The organism is Sideroxydans sp., assembly GCF_054604835.1.
The window spans coordinates 14,929-33,902 of sequence record NZ_JBTSFG010000005.1 but is presented as its reverse complement, the minus strand read 5'-3'; the positions used below and the strand labels follow the sequence as shown (position 1 = coordinate 33,902).

The 18,974-nt window shown below is 57.6% G+C and carries 14 protein-coding genes and 1 riboswitch; of the genes, 10 read left to right on the top strand and 4 right to left on the bottom strand.

The window, feature by feature from the left end; genetic code table 11:
* The first annotated feature begins 21 nt into the window (after positions 1-21).
* Entirely contained in the window at positions 22-1,275 is a 1,254-nt protein-coding gene (locus ACYCZ5_RS09120) for a 6-phosphofructokinase (protein ID WP_461544489.1), read from the top strand.
* 46 nt (positions 1,276-1,321) lie between these two features.
* Positions 1,322-3,358 (top strand): sodium-translocating pyrophosphatase, encoded by a 2,037-nt coding sequence (locus tag ACYCZ5_RS09115; RefSeq protein ID WP_461544488.1) that lies wholly within the window; start codon positions 1,322-1,324, stop codon positions 3,356-3,358.
* 66 nt (positions 3,359-3,424) lie between these two features.
* Here ACYCZ5_RS09115 and ACYCZ5_RS09110 read toward each other — a convergent pair whose 3' ends face one another.
* Both ACYCZ5_RS09110 and ACYCZ5_RS09105 read right to left on the bottom strand, forming a co-directional pair.
* Positions 3,425-4,621: an HD-GYP domain-containing protein gene (locus ACYCZ5_RS09110; RefSeq protein ID WP_461544487.1), complete on the bottom strand. Its 1,197-nt coding sequence runs from the start codon at positions 4,619-4,621 to the stop codon at positions 3,425-3,427.
* Positions 4,622-4,836: 215 nt separating this feature from the next.
* The gene (locus tag ACYCZ5_RS09105; protein WP_461544486.1) at positions 4,837-5,340 is read right to left on the bottom strand and encodes a bacteriohemerythrin; all 504 of its coding nucleotides are present in this window, start codon (positions 5,338-5,340) and stop codon (positions 4,837-4,839) included.
* 131 nt (positions 5,341-5,471) lie between these two features.
* A riboswitch (cyclic di-GMP riboswitch) is annotated at positions 5,472-5,552 on the bottom strand.
* Positions 5,553-5,732: 180 nt separating this feature from the next.
* Between ACYCZ5_RS09105 and ACYCZ5_RS09100 the strand changes: the two genes are divergently transcribed.
* The 4 genes from ACYCZ5_RS09100 to folD all read left to right on the top strand — a co-directional run bounded on the left by ACYCZ5_RS09100 (position 5,733) and on the right by folD (position 9,386).
* Positions 5,733-7,031 (top strand): putative bifunctional diguanylate cyclase/phosphodiesterase, encoded by a 1,299-nt coding sequence (locus tag ACYCZ5_RS09100; protein ID WP_461544485.1) that lies wholly within the window; start codon positions 5,733-5,735, stop codon positions 7,029-7,031.
* The gene (locus ACYCZ5_RS09095) at positions 7,001-7,900 is read left to right on the top strand and encodes an HDOD domain-containing protein (protein ID WP_461544484.1); all 900 of its coding nucleotides are present in this window, start codon (positions 7,001-7,003) and stop codon (positions 7,898-7,900) included. Before ACYCZ5_RS09100 ends, ACYCZ5_RS09095 begins: the two co-directional genes overlap by 31 nt.
* A gap of 71 nt (positions 7,901-7,971) precedes the next feature.
* Entirely contained in the window at positions 7,972-8,520 is a 549-nt protein-coding gene (gene ppa / locus ACYCZ5_RS09090; protein ID WP_461544483.1) for an inorganic diphosphatase, read from the top strand.
* Positions 8,521-8,534: 14 nt separating this feature from the next.
* The gene (folD, locus tag ACYCZ5_RS09085) at positions 8,535-9,386 is read left to right on the top strand and encodes a bifunctional methylenetetrahydrofolate dehydrogenase/methenyltetrahydrofolate cyclohydrolase FolD (protein WP_461544482.1); all 852 of its coding nucleotides are present in this window, start codon (positions 8,535-8,537) and stop codon (positions 9,384-9,386) included.
* Positions 9,387-9,444: 58 nt separating this feature from the next.
* Here folD and ACYCZ5_RS09080 read toward each other — a convergent pair whose 3' ends face one another.
* Positions 9,445-11,883, bottom strand: coding sequence for an EAL domain-containing protein (locus tag ACYCZ5_RS09080; protein WP_461544481.1), 2,439 nt, complete (start codon positions 11,881-11,883; stop codon positions 9,445-9,447).
* Between the two features lie 10 nt (positions 11,884-11,893).
* Positions 11,894-13,003, bottom strand: coding sequence for an ABC transporter substrate binding protein (locus ACYCZ5_RS09075; RefSeq protein WP_461544480.1), 1,110 nt, complete (start codon positions 13,001-13,003; stop codon positions 11,894-11,896).
* A gap of 349 nt (positions 13,004-13,352) precedes the next feature.
* On the opposite strand from ACYCZ5_RS09075, the gene ACYCZ5_RS09070 reads away from it, so the two are divergent.
* From ACYCZ5_RS09070 to ACYCZ5_RS09055, 4 genes are all read left to right on the top strand, one after another.
* A complete protein-coding gene (locus ACYCZ5_RS09070) occupies positions 13,353-15,185 on the top strand; it encodes a thiamine pyrophosphate-binding protein (protein ID WP_461544479.1) in 1,833 nt (610 codons plus the stop codon).
* Entirely contained in the window at positions 15,182-15,982 is an 801-nt protein-coding gene (locus tag ACYCZ5_RS09065) for a citrate synthase family protein (RefSeq protein WP_461544478.1), read from the top strand. Before ACYCZ5_RS09070 ends, ACYCZ5_RS09065 begins: the two co-directional genes overlap by 4 nt.
* Complete coding sequence (locus tag ACYCZ5_RS09060; protein WP_461544477.1) at positions 15,979-16,797, top strand: citrate synthase family protein; 819 nt, start codon at positions 15,979-15,981, stop codon at positions 16,795-16,797. The genes ACYCZ5_RS09065 and ACYCZ5_RS09060 overlap by 4 nt, the downstream gene beginning before the upstream one ends.
* Positions 16,798-16,865: 68 nt before the next feature.
* On the top strand, positions 16,866-18,962 hold the full coding sequence (locus tag ACYCZ5_RS09055; protein WP_461544476.1) for a TonB-dependent receptor plug domain-containing protein: 2,097 nt from the start codon (positions 16,866-16,868) through the stop codon (positions 18,960-18,962).
* Positions 18,963-18,974 lie beyond the last annotated feature (12 nt).

The following is an 18,974-nucleotide window of genomic DNA, read 5'->3' as shown; positions in this document are numbered from 1 at the left end:
AACCTGCGAGGGAAGCATAACATGGCAAAAAAGAATGCGTTCTATGCCCAGTCCGGCGGCGTTACCGCCGTCATCAATGCCTCGGCCTGCGGCGTCATCGAGACGGCACGCAAGCACAAAGACCAGATCGGAAAAGTATATGCGGGACGCAACGGCATCATCGGCGCCCTCACCGAAGACCTGATCGACACCTCCAAAGAATCCGCCAAAGCCATTGCCGCACTGCGCAACACGCCTTCCGGCGCGTTCGGTTCCTGCCGCTTCAAACTCAAGGGGCTGGAAGAGAACAAACGTGAATACCAGCGCCTGATCGATATCTTCAAAGCGCACAACATCGGCTACTTCTTCTACAACGGCGGAGGAGATTCCGCCGACACCTGCTACAAGGTCTCGCAACTGTCGGAGAAGATGGGCTATCCGGTGCAGGCCATCCATGTACCCAAGACCGTGGACAACGACCTTCCGATCACCGACTGCTGCCCCGGCTTCGGCTCGGTCGCCAAGTACATCGCCATTTCCACACTGGAAGCCGGGTTCGACGTGCGCTCCATGGCCAAGACCTCGACCAAGGTGTTCGTGCTGGAAGTGATGGGACGCCACGCGGGCTGGATCGCCGCTGCCGGCGGACTGGCTGAAGAACAAGGCATCCCGGTCGTCATCCTGTTCCCCGAGATCCCCTTCGACCAGAAGAAATTCCTCGCCAAGGTAAACAGCATGGTGAAGAAACATGGCTACTGTACCGTCGTCGTCTCGGAAGGCTGTCATTACCCGGATGGGAAATTCCTGGCCGAACAAGGCACACGCGATGCTTTCGGTCATGCGCAGCTAGGCGGTGCCGCACCGGTCGTCGCCAACATGGTGAAAGAAGCATTCGGCTACAAGTTCCACTGGGCGGTCGCCGACTACCTGCAGCGCGCTGCCCGCCACATCGCCTCGAAGACAGACGTGGAACAGGCTTACGCGCTGGGCAAGGCGGCCGTCGAACTGGCGATCAAGGGCGAGAACGCCGTCATGCCCGCCATCATGCGCACTTCCGACAAACCCTATAAATGGAAGATAGGCGTCGCGCCGCTCTCCAAAGTCGCCAATGTGGAGAAGTTCATGCCGCGCAACTTCATCACCAAGGACGGGTTCGGTATCACGGACAAGTGCCGCGACTATCTGACACCGCTGATAAAGGGCGAAGACTATCCAACCTACAAGGATGGCTTGCCGCAGTATGTGCAACTGAAGAATGTAGCTGTGCCCACCAAACTGCCTGTGTTCAAGATCTAAACTGACACCGCTCCGCAAGGGGCGGTTTTAACTTGGGGAGGTAACGATGTCATCTGCTCTCGGTTTTGCGTTGTTGTGCGCCATCGCCGCGTTGCTCTACGGCGGCATTTCGATCAAATGGATATTGGGCCTGCCGACCGGCAACGACCGCATGCGCGAGATCGCGGCGGCGGTGCAGGAAGGCGCACAGGCCTACCTGAACCGGCAGTACACCACCATCGCCATCGTCGGTGCCATCCTGCTGGTGGCGATCTTCATCGCGCTGGGCTGGCAGACCGCCGTCGGCTTCCTGCTCGGCGCGACATTGTCCGGTCTGACCGGCTACATCGGTATGAACGTTTCGGTGCGCGCCAACATCCGTACCGCACAGGCCGCAAATGACGGGCTGAACGCCGCGTTGAACGTAGCCTTCAAGGGTGGCGCGATCACTGGCATGCTGGTGGTCGGCTTGGGTCTACTGGGCGTGGCCGGTTACTACGCATTCCTCACGCTCGTGATGGGAGCCAGCACCAACGAAGCGACCCATGCCCTGGTCGGCCTAGCGTTCGGCGGCTCATTGATCTCCATCTTTGCCCGTCTCGGTGGCGGCATCTTCACCAAGGGCGCGGATGTCGGCGCGGATCTGGTGGGCAAGGTTGAAGCAGGCATCCCCGAGGACGATCCGCGCAACCCGGCTGTGATCGCGGACAACGTAGGTGACAACGTGGGCGACTGTGCGGGTATGGCAGCCGACCTGTTCGAGACCTATGCCGTGACCATCATCGCCACCATGGTGCTGGGCGGTCTGCTCATCACCGGTTCGCCCGAGGCCGTGGTCTATCCGCTGGTGCTGGGCGGCGTGTCCATCATCGCTTCCATCATCGGCACCTTCTTCGTGAAGGCGCACGAAGGCGGCAAGATCATGAACGCGCTCTATCGCGGCTTGCTGGTCTCCGGTGCATTGGCCGTGGTCGCGTTCTATCCGGTCACCACCTGGATACTGGGTGACGGCGTGATGATAGACGGACAACTTGTATCGTCGATGGATCTGTACCTGGCTTCGCTGATCGGTCTCGCGCTGACCGCGGCGATGGTGTGGATCACCGAGTACTACACCGCCACCGAGTTCAGCCCGGTGCAGCATATCGCGAACGCCTCGACCACCGGACACGGCACCAACATCATCGCAGGACTGGGCGTGTCGATGAAGTCCACCGCGCTGCCGGTGATCGCTGTCTGTCTATCGATCTGGGGCGCATTCGAACTGGGCGGGCTGTACGGCATCGCCATCGCGGCCACCTCGATGTTGTCCATGGCGGGCATCATCGTGGCGCTGGATGCTTACGGCCCGATCACCGACAACGCCGGCGGTATCGCCGAGATGGCCGGTCTCGATGAAAAGATCCGCAACATCACCGATCCGCTCGATGCAGTGGGCAACACCACCAAGGCAGTGACCAAGGGTTACGCCATCGGCTCGGCCGGTCTGGCGGCACTGGTACTGTTCGCCGACTATACCCATGCACTAGCGACCCACGGCGGCCCGGCTCTGACCTTCGACCTATCCAACCACATGGTGATCATCGGTCTGTTCATCGGCGGCATGGTGCCTTACCTATTCGCCGCGATGGGCATGGAAGCCGTTGGCCGTGCCGCTGGTTCGGTGGTGATCGAAGTGCGCCGTCAATTCAAAGATATCCCCGGCATCATGGCAGGCACAGCCAAGCCAGAATACGGCACCTGTGTCGACATGTTGACCAAGGCTGCTATCAAGGAAATGATCGTGCCTTCGCTGCTGCCGGTCGCCGTGCCACTGATTGTGGGCTTGTTTCTCGGTCCGCAAGCGCTGGGCGGCGTACTGGTCGGCACGATCATCACCGGCATCTTCGTGGCCATCTCGATGACCACCGGCGGCGGTGCTTGGGACAATGCGAAGAAATACATCGAAGAAGGCAACTTCGGCGGCAAAGGTTCGGATGCACACAAAGCCGCCGTCACCGGCGACACCGTAGGCGACCCTTACAAGGACACCGCCGGTCCGGCGGTGAACCCGCTGATCAAGATCATCAACATCGTGGCACTAATGATCGTGCCGCTGCTTTAAAACAAAGCGGATCACGCTTGGCTGCGTGATCCGCTTTCCATCCGGCCACCTTGATGAAGCGGCCTTTCAGGCGCCCGCTTCCGCCCAGTGCATCTGGTCTATCCCCCACGCCTCGAACGACTCGTGCGACTTGATCCTGTCATCTGAAGCCGACAGATCAACCAACTCAGGGGGGATATTGCACAGTCGCTTACAGTCGTAAATCAGTTGCACGATGGGCTGCAATATCTTCTCCGGTAGCACCTCGCGCACGATACCCAGCTTGTCACTGTCCATGCGCACCAGCGAGCCGGCCGGATAGATTCCTATCCCCTTGATAAAGGCCTGCACCAATTTTGGATCGAAATGCGCCCCGCTCCACTCATACATTTTCTGCAACGCCTCAGTCGGCGGCATAGGCTTGTGGTAGACACGCAGCGAGGTGATCGCATCATAGACATCCACGATGCCGATCATTTGCCCGTGCAGACTGATCTGCTTACCTTTCAGGCCCTGCGGATATCCTGTTCCGTCGAAACGCTCGTGGTGCTGCGCCGCCGCATTCAGCGCGATCTCGCTGATGCCATCCATAGCCCTTATCAACTCGGCGCTGCGCACCACATGGTTCTTCATGATGGTGAACTCGGCATCATCCAGTTTCCCCGGCTTGTTTAGAATCTTGCCGGGCACGGTTGCCTTGCCGATATCATGCAACAAGCCACCCAGTGCGACTTCCTTGATCTCGCGGCGCGGCAGTTCCAACACACGTCCGAACGAGACAGACAGGGCCGCGACTGAAACGGAATGCTGGAAGGTGTATTCATCCCTGGTCTTCATCTGCGCCAGCGGCAGCAGGGTCGACGGGAACCTGAACATCGAATCAAGGATGTTGTCGACCAAAGGCTGGCACTGGGCCAAGTCGACCGGCTTGCCCATGCGCACTTCCTGCATGATGCCCTGCATCAGCCGGTTGGCATTGGCATACAGGTTTCTGGCGAAATCGAACTGCTCGGCGGGAGACAGTTTGGCGATGATGGTCGGTCCTGCCGAAGAGAGCTCGTTCTGCACCTCCGGTTCCTGCTTAGCATCCGTTACACCAACATCGACCCCAAGCTCGTTATCGATCTCAAGCCTGGCGATACCGGAATCTACGATCTTGCGCAGCATATCGGCATCTTCAATCAGGAAACATTGCCATGCGAACGGATGCGCCTGCCAGGCGAGATTCAGGTCGTAGACGTACATCCCGACACGGAGTTGTTCTATTGCAATTTCCCTAATCATGCAGCGGTCCCTTGTGCGATATTTGACATGTTGCATGACCGCTCCACTTCCGTATAACGGAAAAGCAAGCCACCTGCAGCGTGACGAGAATATCACCGCCCTCATTCTGGGAATATATGCCGGAATATATAGGCACGAGCCTATATATTCCTCGCTGTACTCTATATCTTTCCCGCATTCGTCCGGCCGACAGATGGCTCAGATCGAAGACTCGATCAGGCGACCTTCCATACTTCCCACCACTTCTTGGAAGCAGACATGTGTGCGAATTCGGCGCTAGCTTCACGTTCCCACGAAGCCACGGAAAAACCAGACTGCTGTAACGCAGCACTGTACTTGGTATCCACCCCCTGGATATGTTCCCTGAGCCAGGACTTCAGGAAGCTGAGCATCTCGAAATAGATCGGCTTTTCTTCCATCATGTGCTTGCTGCATAGCTCATCCAGTTGCGCGATCAGCTTGCGGTGCTCTTCCATATGGGGGATCAAGTCTTTGTATTTGGCCTCGCGCATCAATCTTTCCTCCAGCGCGAAATGTGTTCGGGTGTAGCTGGTCAGGGCGTCCAGTATCCCCGCGATGGCATTACCCCCTTCCCGCTTGGATACCGCCACGAAAAGGCGGTTCAGGATATTGACCAGTTCCTGATGTTGATCATCGATCGTCTTGATATTGACGCTGTATTCGGGCAACCACTTGAAGAAGACTTCCTCGTTAGTCATATGCACCTCCACTGAAAGTTCAAGTTGCTCAATAACCTTTTCCAACACGTACTCAGGCATGCCAGTTGGCTTAATGATGCGTTCAGCTTCGGGGAGATATAGCGACAACAGTCACAGGACAGAGACGTCTCTGCGGCGGTCCCGCTACCATAGTTTCCCTTAGGCCGGAGACTTTGCGCCCATACCTTTCGATATGTTTGCCAAGTGGGACGGATATTAACCCCACTACTCCGCATGGACAATGTTTTTTTCCGGCGCTTGATCCATTACCACATCTATATGACCAGATACATTTCAGCCGATATTCAATTCCACTCTGCAGACAGGCTCAATTGGTTTATCCTTGCCAGCATCAAGTTGCTCCATAGAACCCAGGCACCGCATCACGGTAAATGAATAGCGTTGATTCTCTTACAGGATTCCTGAACCGCTTTGGCTGTTTCCATACGGCCATGCGCTTGGCTGCCGAAGCGACCGGCAATCGCCAGACGTTCGCCGTGATCTGGCTGGATCTTGACCGCTTCAAACAGATCAACGAATCGTTCGGCCATCTGATCGGCGATGAGGTGATCGAGAACCTTGCCACTCGCTTCCGCCCCTGCGTGATAGGACGCGCCGAAATATCACGGGTCGGTGGTGATGAGTTCGTGTTGCTGGCCCCTGGATTCAACCGCGAGCAAGCATTCCAGTTCGCCGTCGAACTGGCCGGCATCGTGCAGGAACCGCTCAATATCGGCAGCCTGACACTGCGACCTACCGCCAGCATCGGCGTCGCCATCCATGAACCCAATGAAGACCCGCTCACCCTGCTGGAACGGGCCGATCACGCCATGTTCGCGGCCAAATCCAAGGGGGGAAACAACATCGTCTGTTCCGGGGACGAGCCCATCCCGGGCCGCCTGGGTATCAGCTTGGCCCGCGAGGAGCTTTCCATCGAAAGCGCCATGCATGAAGCCCTAGAAACCGGAGGGTTCAGCCTCCACTACCAGCCGATCATCCGGGCCAATGGCGAGATCGAGGCAGTGGAGGCGCTGATGCGCTGCAAACTCAATGGCGAGAACATCTCCCCCATGAAATTCATTCCGGTGGCGGAAAAGACCGGGCTCATCATCCGTCTGGGAGAATTCAGCCTGTTGCAGGGCGCGATGCATGCGCGCGCACTACAGGATGCCGGACACGAGACCAAGGTGGCCATCAATGTATCGCGCGCGCAATTGGTCTCACCCGCGTTCACCCAGGCTTTGCATGCCGCCCTGTTGTGTTCGAACGTCAGGCCCGGCTTGATCGAACTGGAATTGACCGAGTCGCTGTTCATGGACATCTCGGATACGGTTCAACAGAACCTGAAAGAGATCATTGCCACCGGCGTGGGCCTGTCCATCGATGATTTCGGCACCGGTTATTCCTGTCTGGCGAACCTGAAGGACATTCCGGCAGGCAAGCTCAAGCTGGACCGTGCCTTTGTGACCGTATTGCCCGAGGACCGGCGTGCGCTATCGGTGGTCAAAGCAGTCACCCAGCTCGGCCACGAATTGGGCATGACTATCGTGGCCGAAGGTTGCGAGAACCAGCAACAGATCGATGTCCTGCTCGAAGCGGGTGTTGATGCCATCCAGGGTTTTTTCTATGCGAAACCGATGCCCGATTCAGAACTTCTGATATGGCTGAAAGCAAGGAGCAACAAGATTTGAACCTGCACGCCCCCACACCGACAGCGGTCGACCAGATGGTCGAAAAGGCAGTGATCGATCTCGGCATCCCCCCCTGTCCCGCCATCCTGAATCGCTTCATGGCAGAAGCCCGCAAGGACGAGCCCGACTACCAGCGTCTGGCCAGCATCATCAGCTCGGACGTCAGCCTCTCCGCCAGTCTGATCAAAACAGCCAATTCCCCCTATTTCGGCGCTCGGCAGCGGGTGCGCTCCGTCAACGATGCGTTGGTGATACTCGGGCTGAACATCGCCAGCCGGGCTGTGGCAGGCATCATCCTGCGCAAGAGTTTCCCCACCGTGCCGAATATGGAGCGCTTTTGGGATGCCTCTGCGCGCTTTGCGCGCGTTTCCGGCTGGCTGGCGCAGCGCTTCGGTGCGCTCGAACTGGCTTCCGAAGATGCCTATACCTACGGGCTGTTCCGCGACTGCGGCATCCCTGTCCTGCTCAAACGCCTGCCCAGCTATGAATCGGTCCTGCATTCTGCAAACAATGAGACCGAACTCGATTTCACCCAGATCGAAGATGCCGTACTGCCCACAAACCATGCCATCGTCGGCTGCGTGCTGGCCCAGAGCTGGTGGCTGCCTGAAGAGCTCTGCCTGGCCATACGCCATCACCACGACCGCAGTGTGCTGGCGACCACCACCTCGCCGCCGCCTTTGCTCAGCCGCAAACTCATCGCCGTCACCCAGCTTGCGGAGCATCTGGTACAGCAGCAATTGGGACTCAGCCTCACTCAGGAATGGGGCAAGCTGGGCGAGACCTGTCTGAACCTGCTGGATCTGGAGACATCGCAACTGGAAGCCTTGGCGTTCGAAGCCGCCCCAGTCATCGCGTCCGACGAGTAGGCGGTATTGGGCTTAATCCTGCCCGGTGGTACAATCCGCGCCTTCATTTTTTATGGCAAAGGCGGCGCATCATGGGTTTGAACAAAGTACCTTCCGGCAACAACCTTCCCGACGATTTCAACGTCATCATTGAGATCCCGCAACACGGCGAGCCGGTCAAGTATGAAGTCGACAAGGACTCCGGCGCGATCTTCGTCGACCGCTTCATGAACACCGCGATGCACTACCCCTGCAACTACGGCTATATCCCGCACACCTTGTCCGATGACGGCGATCCGGTCGACGTGCTGGTGATCACACCGGTTCCTTTGAACAGCGGCGTGGTCGTGCGCTGCCGTCCGTTGGCAGTGCTGAAGATGGAAGATGAATCCGGCTTCGACGCCAAAGTGCTGGCCGTGCCGGTGGACAAACTCTCCACCCTGTATCGCGGCTTGAAGGATTACAGCGAGCTGCCCGAGATCATCCTCAAGCAGATCGAACATTTCTTCGCGCACTACAAGGATCTGGAGCCCAATAAGTGGGTCAAGATCGGCGGCTGGGAAGGCATCGAAGAGGCACGCAAAGAGATCATGGAAGGCGTTGATAACTACAACAACGCCAAAGTGAAACCCGAGTTCTGATCAGGAGCACAAAGATGACCGCACGCATCATCGACGGCAAAGCCATCGCACAGGAAGTTCGCGCCGAATGGAAGGTTCGCGCCGACGCGTTGAAGGCGCGCGGCATCACCCCCGGCCTGGCGGTCATCATCGTCGGCGAAGACCCCGCCTCCAAGGTCTACGTCGCCAACAAGGTGAAAGCATGCGCCGAACTGGGATTGCATTCCGAGCACATCGCCTTGCCTGCCGACACCAGCGAAGCCGCATTGCTGGCACAGATCGAAGCGCTCAACAACGACCCCAAGATCCACGGCCTGCTGGTGCAACTGCCGGTGCCCAAACACATCGACAGCGACAAGGTGCTGAATGCCATCAACCCAGAGAAGGACGTGGACGGTTTCCATCCGCTGAACGTGGGTGCGCTGGCAACCGGCAACATGCGCTTTGCGCCCTGCACGCCTTACGGTTCGCTGGTGCTACTACAGAAGAGCGGCGTGGTCATCGAAGGCAAACATGCCGTGGTGGTTGGACGCAGCAACATCGTGGGCAAACCGATGGCGCTGTTGCTGCTACAACACAATGCCACAGTCACCATCTGCACTTCCAAGACGCAGGACCTGGCCAAGTTCACGCGCGATGCCGACATTCTGGTGGTCGCCACCGGACGTCCCAAGATGATCACCGGTGACATGATCAAACCGGGCGCTGCCGTGATCGATGTAGGCATCAATCGCATGGAGAATGGCAAGCTGTGCGGGGATGTGGATTTCGAATCGGCCAAAGAAGTAGCCGGCTGCATCACGCCGGTACCCGGCGGCGTGGGCCCGATGACCATCACCATGCTGGTGGCGAACACCGTGCAATCTGCGGAACGCGCTGCAAAATAAGATTGCTTCAGAAAGTCATCCAGAAGACCGGACGTTGCAGAAACGTCCGGTCTTTTTTTTATAGGCCGTATTTCTGCTTGAACTCAGCCAGCGGCACAGGCTTGCTGAACAGGTATCCCTGATACAGCTTGCAACCGTTCCACTCCAGGAAATCGCGCTGCGCCTGTGTCTCCACCCCCTCGGCAATCACTTCCATGCCCAGATTGTTCGCCATGCCGATGATGGTCTGGATGATGGCTGCATCGGACGACTTGGTGCCGATATGCTGCACGAAGGACTGGTCGATCTTGAGCTGATCCAGAGGCAATCGGGTCAGGTAAGCCAAAGAAGAATATCCCGTTCCGAAATCATCCATGGAGAAGCTGATGCCAAGCTCCTTGAGCGAGTACATCTTGGCGATACTGTCGCCGATGTCATCCAGCAGGATGCTCTCGGTCAATTCCAGCTTGAGTCGGCTCGGATCGATGGCTGTCCTTGCCAATATCTCCTGCACCTGCTGCACAAAATCCGCCTGACGGAATTGACGCGCGCTGACATTCACAGCTAGCCGCAGATCGCGTGTCGCATCATCTTGCGCCCAGACACTGATCTGCCGACAGGCCGTTTCCAGCACCCACCTGCCGATAGGCAGGATCAAACCGTTCTCTTCCGCCAGCGGGATGAACTGCAGCGGCGGGATCAAGCCGCGCTCGGGATGGATCCAGCGCAGCAGCACCTCTGCACCGATGACCTGCCCGAGTTGATCGACCTGGGGCTGGTAATACAGCTCGAACTCCTGCAGACGCAACGCTTCACGCAGGCCGACTTCCGTCTGCGCACGCGATTCCAGTTCCTGCTGCATGGCAGGATCGAAGAAGCGCAGCGCGTTGCGGCCCGATTTCTTCGCTTCATACATGGCGGTATCCGCCTGCTTGAGCAATTCATCGATCGTGTCTTTGTAATTGATGAACAGCGTGATCCCCATACTGGAAGAACTGTGGAATTCGGAACCTTCTAGCTGATAGGGCTGACTGAGCGAGTGCAATACTTTCTCACCCACCGCACGCGCCTGCACGGCGGCATGGGCACTATCCACACTCAAACCTTCCAGCAGCAGTACGAACTCATCCCCGCCGAAACGCGCGACGGTATCACCCTCGCGCACACAGGCTTGCAAGCGGCGCGAGACCTCGATCAATAGCAGGTCGCCGATACCGTGGCCTTTGGTATCGTTCAGCGTCTTGAAGTTGTCCAGATCAAGGAACATGAGCGCACCGCCGGTATGGTTGCGCGCGCCGGTCGCGATAGCCTGACGCAAACGATCCAGCAGCAGACGCCGGTTAGGCAACTGGCTGAGCGGATCATAGAACGCCAGATGATGGATCTCGTTCTCGGCTTTCTTGCGTTCGGTGAAATCGACATAGGCACCGACGTAGTTGGTCACATTGCCATCCTTGTCCACCACGGCCGTGATGCTCAGCCAGGCGGGGAATATTTCGCCGTTCTTGCGGCGGTTCCATATCTCCCCCTGCCAGCTGCGGTCACGCTGCAAGCTGGCCCACATCCGCTCGAAGAACACCCCGCTCTGACGATCCGACCTCAGGACGGCCGGGCTCTTCCCTATTACTTCCTCGGCCTTATAACCGGTCAGCTCGGTGAATGCCTGATTGATCTGGATGATGTTCGCTTGCGCATCGGTGACCATCATGCCTTCCTCGGCTTCAAAGGCTGTCGCGGCGATACGTAATGCCGCCTCGCGCTCTTCCAGCTCCGACATCATGCGGTTGAATGCGTGTGCCATGCGCGCGATATCGCGCGGGCCACCCGGTTTCGCGCGCACGCCGATCTCGCCGCGCTGCGCACGCGCCATACTCTCGGACAAATGATCGAGCGGACGCGACAGGTTGCGCGTCAGCTTGCCGATCAGGAACAGGAACAGCAGCGCGAACGAGAATGATGTCAGCAGGTTGGTGATGAAGATATTGCTGGTCGTCTGTGCCAGCGCCGACTTGCTCATCACCACCGAGACATATCCCAGCAACTCCGGTTTGCTCGCATCGCCGAACGGCGACTCTTCCGCGGGCTGGGAGAATACCGGCGAGGAGAAATGCCATGCCCTGTTGCTTTCCGCATTGAGCATGGAATCCGCTTGCAGCCCCCCGGTTTGCTGCGGCTGCATGAACTGCGCCAGATCGTTGTCACCCTGCGCCAGCAACAAGTCGCCGTTGGCATGCCTGATCTCCATGCCGATCACGCCGGGGAACGCCATGGTGGCGTGCATCACCTCGCTGGCGTTATCCGCCGAGGAGTAGATGAGTGCCAGCGTACTTTGCCGTGCCAGATTGTCGGTGATGCGCCGCCCCTGCGAGATCAGGTCCTCGCGCACCTGCTCATTCACCTGCCAGGAGCCCGAGATCGAGGCGAACAGCGACAGAAGCAGGATACCCAAGGTGATGGAGATGCCGATCTGCCGTTTGAATGTGAACCGTTGAAAGAAGGCGCTGATGTGTTGTCTCATTTCGCGCGCCTCATTGCTCGGGGAAAGCCATATCGAAACTCTGCAAGCGGCTGGTATTGACCCCCAGATGGCGGGCGGTTCGCAGATTGACTGCCATCAGCACTTCGCGCAAAGGCATCAGTCCGGAGCCATTTCCGCCGGATGCCATCAGGTTCAACGCCGAGCCGGCCAGACTGCGCCCCATATCCACGTTGTCCGGATAGAGCGAGAACAACACCCCGCGCCGCACATGACTGAAGCTGCTGGAGAACATCGTCAGATTGTGCGCCCACGACTCCTGCAGCAACATGGGCATCACCGTGCTGTCCTCAACGGTGGTCGAATCCTGCGGCAACCACAGCGCGTCCTTTTCGACATCCGCTTGGGCCAGTATCTCCTGATAGGCGCGCATGGCGCTACGCAGATCCTCGGCCTGATAGGTCACCAATTCCACACCCTGCTGTTGCGCGGCATCCTTCGCCAGGCGGATCAACCATTCGTTCTGCCGGGGATCGTAAACGGTGAATATGCGCCGTGCTTTGGGCATCATGCTTTTCAGACGGGAGAACAACAGCGCCGGATCTGGCGAGAGACTATTCACCTGCGCCGATCGGACCTCCTCTTCGGAAGCAGACAGGACGCCGCCGACCACCAAACCCAGATCGCTTTCCAGAGCGCGGGCCACCCGCATGCCCTGTCGTCCAAGTGCGATGACGACCTTGGTGTCCTGACGGCGCAAGGCCGCTTTCAATTGGCCGACGTCCACATCCTTGCCGACTGCAAAGTTGCTGACCCGGCCTTTCGCCTTTTCTTCGATGCCATCGATGATCTGCGTGAACACGCTGCGATAAGGCTCGCCGATCTCGGGATAGATCACCGCGATGCCGCCCGCCCCGCCGGCATCGGCCAGCTTGTTGGCGACCTTGCGCTGCACGGCGACGTTCACCAGCCCGGCGACCTGCACCGGAACGATCAATACTTCCTGGAAATCATCGAGACGTTCGATATCCAGCAGCGAATCACCAACCCAAACCGGCTGATCACGGGATATTTCGTGGGTTTCTTTTGTGCTGGCCTGCGCCGCAAGCGCAAGGCTTGTGAAGGCCGCGAACAGCAAAGAGCCAATGCCCATGCGCCGCATGAAGCTAGATTTCCGGCCGGATCGGATAGGGGAATGGGACATAGTCACGATTGTGCGCAGTGTCGTTCAAAGACCCTGACAGCACAAGTGCAATTTCCATCCTGAGTTGCGTTGAAAACCTTGCATATCTCCTCTCCAAGGAGCGAGTGACAGCCACCGCTGTGATTCTTGCGAGCCCCCTCTAAAATCTCCTGTACTAATTTGTCGCTCATTTTGACATCTATCGGCTTGCGACCGATATTAACAGGCTTTACACTCACCACGTTGCAAACATGGTTTTTTACCGGTAGCCAATCGTTAATAAAAATAACGGCTAACTGAGTACAGCCACAAGGAGGAGATAATAAGAATGAATAAATCAGCTTCAGCTAGCGCCCTCACTAGCCTCACGAATAACATACAGGATCGGCCCATAGAGATTGCCGATCTGCTCGTTTCCTATCTTGAGCAGATCGGCGTGGAATATGTATTCGGCGTCCCGGGCGGTGCAATCGAACCTCTTTTCAATGCCATGGCTCGCAGTCAACGCAGAGGCGGCCTGCGCGTCATTGTGGCAAGGCACGAAGCTGGCGCAGCATTCATGGCGGACGGCTATGCCCGCGAGACAGGACGACTGGGGGTGTGCTGCACGACTTCTGGCCCCGGTTCGACCAACATGATCACCGGCGTGGCATGCGCCCACGACAACAATGTCCCTTTATTGGCTATCAGCGGACTGCCAATCCTGTCTTCTTTCGGCCGAGGCGCGTTGCAGGAATCATCCAGCACCGGTGTCAACGCATTTGCCATGTTTGACCACTGCACCCGCTACAACGCGATGGTGTCACACATCAGCCAATTTGAACGAAAACTGACCAATGCATTGATGAAGGCGCATAACGATCCCGGCGGCCCTGCTCATTTGGCGATACCGCTCGACATTTTGCGTAGCACATCGCTGTGCGCCACCCCCACTTACGATCTGGCAGCATTGTATGAACAGGAACCTGTCCTCATCGACATACATGCCGTGCAGCGGCTCAAAGAAGAGCTGGTGAAATCACCGCGCATAGCCTTCGTGATTGGTGCCTCATGCATCGAGGCGATCGAAGCGATCATGCAGCTCGTCAAACTGACCGATGCGCTATTCATCACCACACCTGATGCCAAGGGCTACATCAATCCTCGCCACAAAGCCTATTGCGGCGTATTCGGCATGGGCGGCCACGCCAGTGCACACAACCTGCTGGCCGGAGTACCTGATATCGTGCTGGCATTCGGAACTGGCTTCAGTGAATTCGTCAGCGGCGGCTGGTGCGACTCGTTGCTCAATGAACGCCTGATCCACATCGACAACTCCGAAGACAACCTGATGCGTTCGCCAATGTCCAAATTCCATGTGCGTGGCAACATCCGCTCTGTATGTGAGCATCTGATTGGACTACTGAAGGACGATACGTCGTTCAAAATCAACAACACAGAAGATCTTGTAGGTAACTTCAGCCGAAGCCAAGCCGGAGTATCCCTGATCTCACCTGAAAGTTTCAGCTCAGAAGTCTCGCCGATCAAACCACAGCGACTCATGAAGACATTGTCCGAGCGCTGCCCGCCCGGTACGCGCTTTCTAGCCGACTCCGGCAACAGCATGGTGTGGACGACGCATTACCTCCAACCCCGCGACAGACGGAGCGAGCAGGAACGAGCAGAAATCAATCCGCAGCAACTCGACCAACGCTCGGGAACAGCCAGCTGGTTGCGCGTGATGATGGACTTTTGCCCCATGGGCTGGGCCATCGGCGCGGCGGTCGGCATCGCGCGCGGCAACCCCGCTTGCCCGGTGGTATGCATCACCGGCGATGGCGCTTTTCTGATGAGCGGACAGGAAATCACCGTGGCCGCCGCAGAAAGACTCACCGTCGTATTCGTCATACTCAACGATAGTGCACTGGGCATGGTCAAACATGGACAACGCCTCGCCAAAGCAGAACCTGTCGGCCACGAACTGCCGCAGGTCGATTACCGGAAACTCGTGGAAGCCATGGGAATCCCCGGCCACGTCATCCACTCCCCTCAGGAACTGGACGCTCTCGATTTCGACACCATTCTGCAACGTAAAGGCCCGACGCTGCTTGACGTACGGGTAGATGGTGAAGAAGTACCGCCCATGATGCTGCGCATGAAAACACTGGGAACGCTGAAATGAACAATGAACATATTCACACGCGCATCTGGCGCGAAGAATCCGAACAAGACAATCCTTACGCTACTCGAGCCGCTTTCTGCCACGGCTACGACGTCTTTGGTCAGATGCTGGGACAAGCACGCTGGGTCGAGATGCTTTATCTCTTGTTCCGGGCCGAGGCACCTACGGCAAAGCAAGCTGACATGCTGGAAGCTCTGGCGGTCGCACTCGCCAACCCCGGGCCGCGCGATGCTTCGGTGCATGCGGCCATGTGCGGCGGTGTGGGAGGTTCCAGTGCCGCTGCCACTTTGATCGCGGCACTTTCTGTTGGCGCGGGTAGCTATCGCGGGGCACGAGAAATTTTCGATGCTATGCATGCCTGGGAGATTTGCCATACCGATCTTGATGCCTGGGGTGTCCATATCCATCGCGATACGCAAGACGACGTGGTAGACACATGGCCCGCCAGGGAGCATCCGCCCGGCTTCGATCCTTACGGCGTATCGACAGCTACCAGCGTCTGTCAATTGCTGGAGATACTGACAATGACAGGAGCGACGCCAAGACTTGGCTGGCTCGCTTCTCATCGCGAGTCGTTGGAAATGATCGCCGGTCATCCTCTGGACATCTCTGGCGTTTCCGCCGCCGCATTAGCCGATCTGGGATTCCGGCCAGAAGAGGGAGAGATGCTGTACCTCATGCTGAGGCTGCCCGGTGCCGCGGCACATGCACTGGAACAGGGGCGCTATGGATTCAAGCGTTTCCCTTTCTATCCCGTCGAACTGGAAGACGACCCTGCCACCAAGGAAAATTCATGAACGGCCCAGATCTGCTGTTTGCCCATGCTGACATATTGCGCACCAAGGTCGGTGCATGCTGGCCAGGTAAGCGCGCCGTGTTTCGCGGCCATGATCTGCATCAGGATCTGCACGATGCAGACTGGTTAGAGCTGTATCTGTTTGGCATCACCGGGCGGCGCTTTACGCCGCAACAGGTCAAGCTGCTGCACGGAATCTGGGTGATGACCAGCTACCCCGATGCACGCATCTGGAACAACCGTGTCGCAGCCCTTGCCGGCAGCTCGCGTAGCTCACCCGTGCTGGGCCTGAGCGCTGCGCTTGCGGTTTCCGAAGCGCGCATCTATGGCGGCGGCCCCGGCCTGCGCGCAATCGGATTCTTCCAGCGTGCCTCCAAGGCCCTTGCGGCCGGGCAAACGCTACATGGATTTATCGCCGAAGAACTCAAATCGCGCCACATCTACGGCTACGGACGCCCCATAGACTCATGCGACGAGCGTTTACCCTGGCTAGCGGCATTGGCCACAGAACAAGGACTGGATCAGGGCTCGCATTTCAAAATGGCTTTCGATGTCGAGCGCATCCTGCTCGAAATGGGGAAAATCAACCTGCGAATGAATTACGCGGGCATGACAGCCGCGTTGGGTGCCGATCTGGGGCTGACACCCAGAGAATTCCATCTGTTCAGGGTGCCCATGTTCCTCGCCGGGATGCCTCCATGCTGGGTGGAGGCTGCAGAAAAGCCGGAAGGGGCACTATTTCCTGTCGCATGCGAAAAAATCATCTATGAAGGTGTACCAACTCGCCTCTGGCAAGGTAGTATTCCCACACAATAAATATTGTCATGGCTGATTCTTCTCAAAGAAATGCCAGATAAGCTGCCAGACAGCACAGGGGAGGCTAGATGAAGCAAACTTTCAGTAATTCCTATCTGCTCATACTGATGCTGTTTTCAGCAAGCAATGTATGGGCGCAACCCAGTGACGAGGAAGAGTTGGCGCTGATCTACGGCGACAAGGCCAACATCAGCATCGCCACCGGCAATCAGCAGCCGCTGCGTCATGCGCCCTCCGTTGCCTCCGTGATCACAGCCGAAGACATCGCCGCGATGGGTGCAACCGATCTGGATGAAGCGCTGGAATCCATCCCCGGGATGCATGTTTCGCACAGTAGTCTCAGCTATACCCCGCTCTACAGTTTCCGAGGCATCTTCAGTGCCAATAATCCGCAGACCCTGATGCTGTTGAACGGCATCCCGACCACGACCATGTTCACCGGCAGCAAGGGTAACGCCTGGGGTGGATTACCACTGGAAAACGTCGCCCGCATCGAGGTCATCCGCGGCCCGGGCTCGGCCTTGTACGGTGCGGATGCTTATGCAGGCATCATCAATATCATCACCAAAACGTCTTCTGAGTCTGCAGGGACGCAATACGGCGCGCGCTATGGCTCTTTCAAAACCCGGGATGTCTGGGTTCAGCACGGCGGCAAGTGGGGCGCAGTCGATGTTGCGGCATACCTGAGAGTAGGCGATACAGACGGGTTCAAACGCACCATCACGGCAGATGCGCAGACACGCTTGGACGGCATCTTCGCTTCTTCGGCCAGTCTTGCCCCGGGTGATACTTATCTCGGACACGATGCCGCCGATGCCAGCCTTGATCTGTCTTGGCAGAAATGGCACCTGCGTACTGGATACAAGTTGCGCAGCAATCTGCAACTGGGGGTCGGCGTAGCTTCCGCGCTCGATCCCACCGGCTCGGAAAAGAGCGAGCGCATCACCACTGAACTGTCATGGATAGACCCGGACATAGCCTACGACTGGGGCGTCGGCTTCAATGCCAGCCTGCTGCAATACAACGACACAATCCTGAGCCCGCTGGTGATCTACCCGGCTGGTGCGACCTTCCCAACCGGCACTTTTCCGGATGGCATGCTAGGTTCACCTGAAAAATGGGAACGGGATGCAAGGCTATCCAGCTACGCCACCTATGCAGGATTTTATGGACATCAGCTACGCTTCGGCATCGGGCACGACGATCTGAACCTGTACAAGACAGCGGAAAGCAAGAACTTCACGCTGACATCGACAGGGTTACCGGTTCCGCTCAGTTCGATGATGGATTTTTCCAGCACCGCCCCCTTCATGCGCCCGCAACGACGCAAGATCGATTATGTCTATGTGCAGGATGAATGGAATTTCGCGACAGACTGGGCGTTGACCGCTGGTGTGCGTCATGACAACTATTCCGATTTCGGCGGCACCACCAATCCGCGCTTGGCGCTGGTGTGGGATGCCACACTCGACCTGACCGCCAAACTACTCTATGGTCGCGCCTTCCGTGCGCCCTCCTTCGTCGAGTTGTATTCCATCAACAATCCGGTCCAACAAGGCAACCCGAACCTGCGCCCCGAAACCAACCAAACGTTGGAAGCGGCCTTCACTTGGCAAGCCAAGAAAGACATGCTGGTCAATTTGAACTTCTTTCACTATGAGATGAAGGACATCATTCGACTGGTAGCGAACACTGCTCCTTCTGTCGGTTCGGCCTATATCAATACAGGCAAACAGCATGGCAACGGTATGGAATTGGAATCGGTCTGGGACTACAACAGCAACACGCGCCTGACTGGCAGCTACTCCTATCAGAAATCCATCGACGACGTGACCGGACAAGATGCGGGTTACGCTCCCCACCATCGTGTCTATCTGCGTTCCGACTGGCGTTATGGAAGTGGCTGGCGCTCCAGCGCACAACTCAACCACGTGATGGATTGCCAGCGTACCGCCGGCGACACGCGCCCCAAAGTGCCAGATTACACGACTGTCGATCTAACCATTCGCAGCCCCGGCTATAGCAAATGGGAATTCTCGACTTCGGTACGCAACCTGTTCGACGCAGATGTGCGCGAACCCAGTCTTGCACCAGGCACCGCCATACCCAACGATCTGCCGATGGCACCGCGCTCGCTATGGGTGCAACTCACCTACAAGCAGTAGAAAAGTCATCCG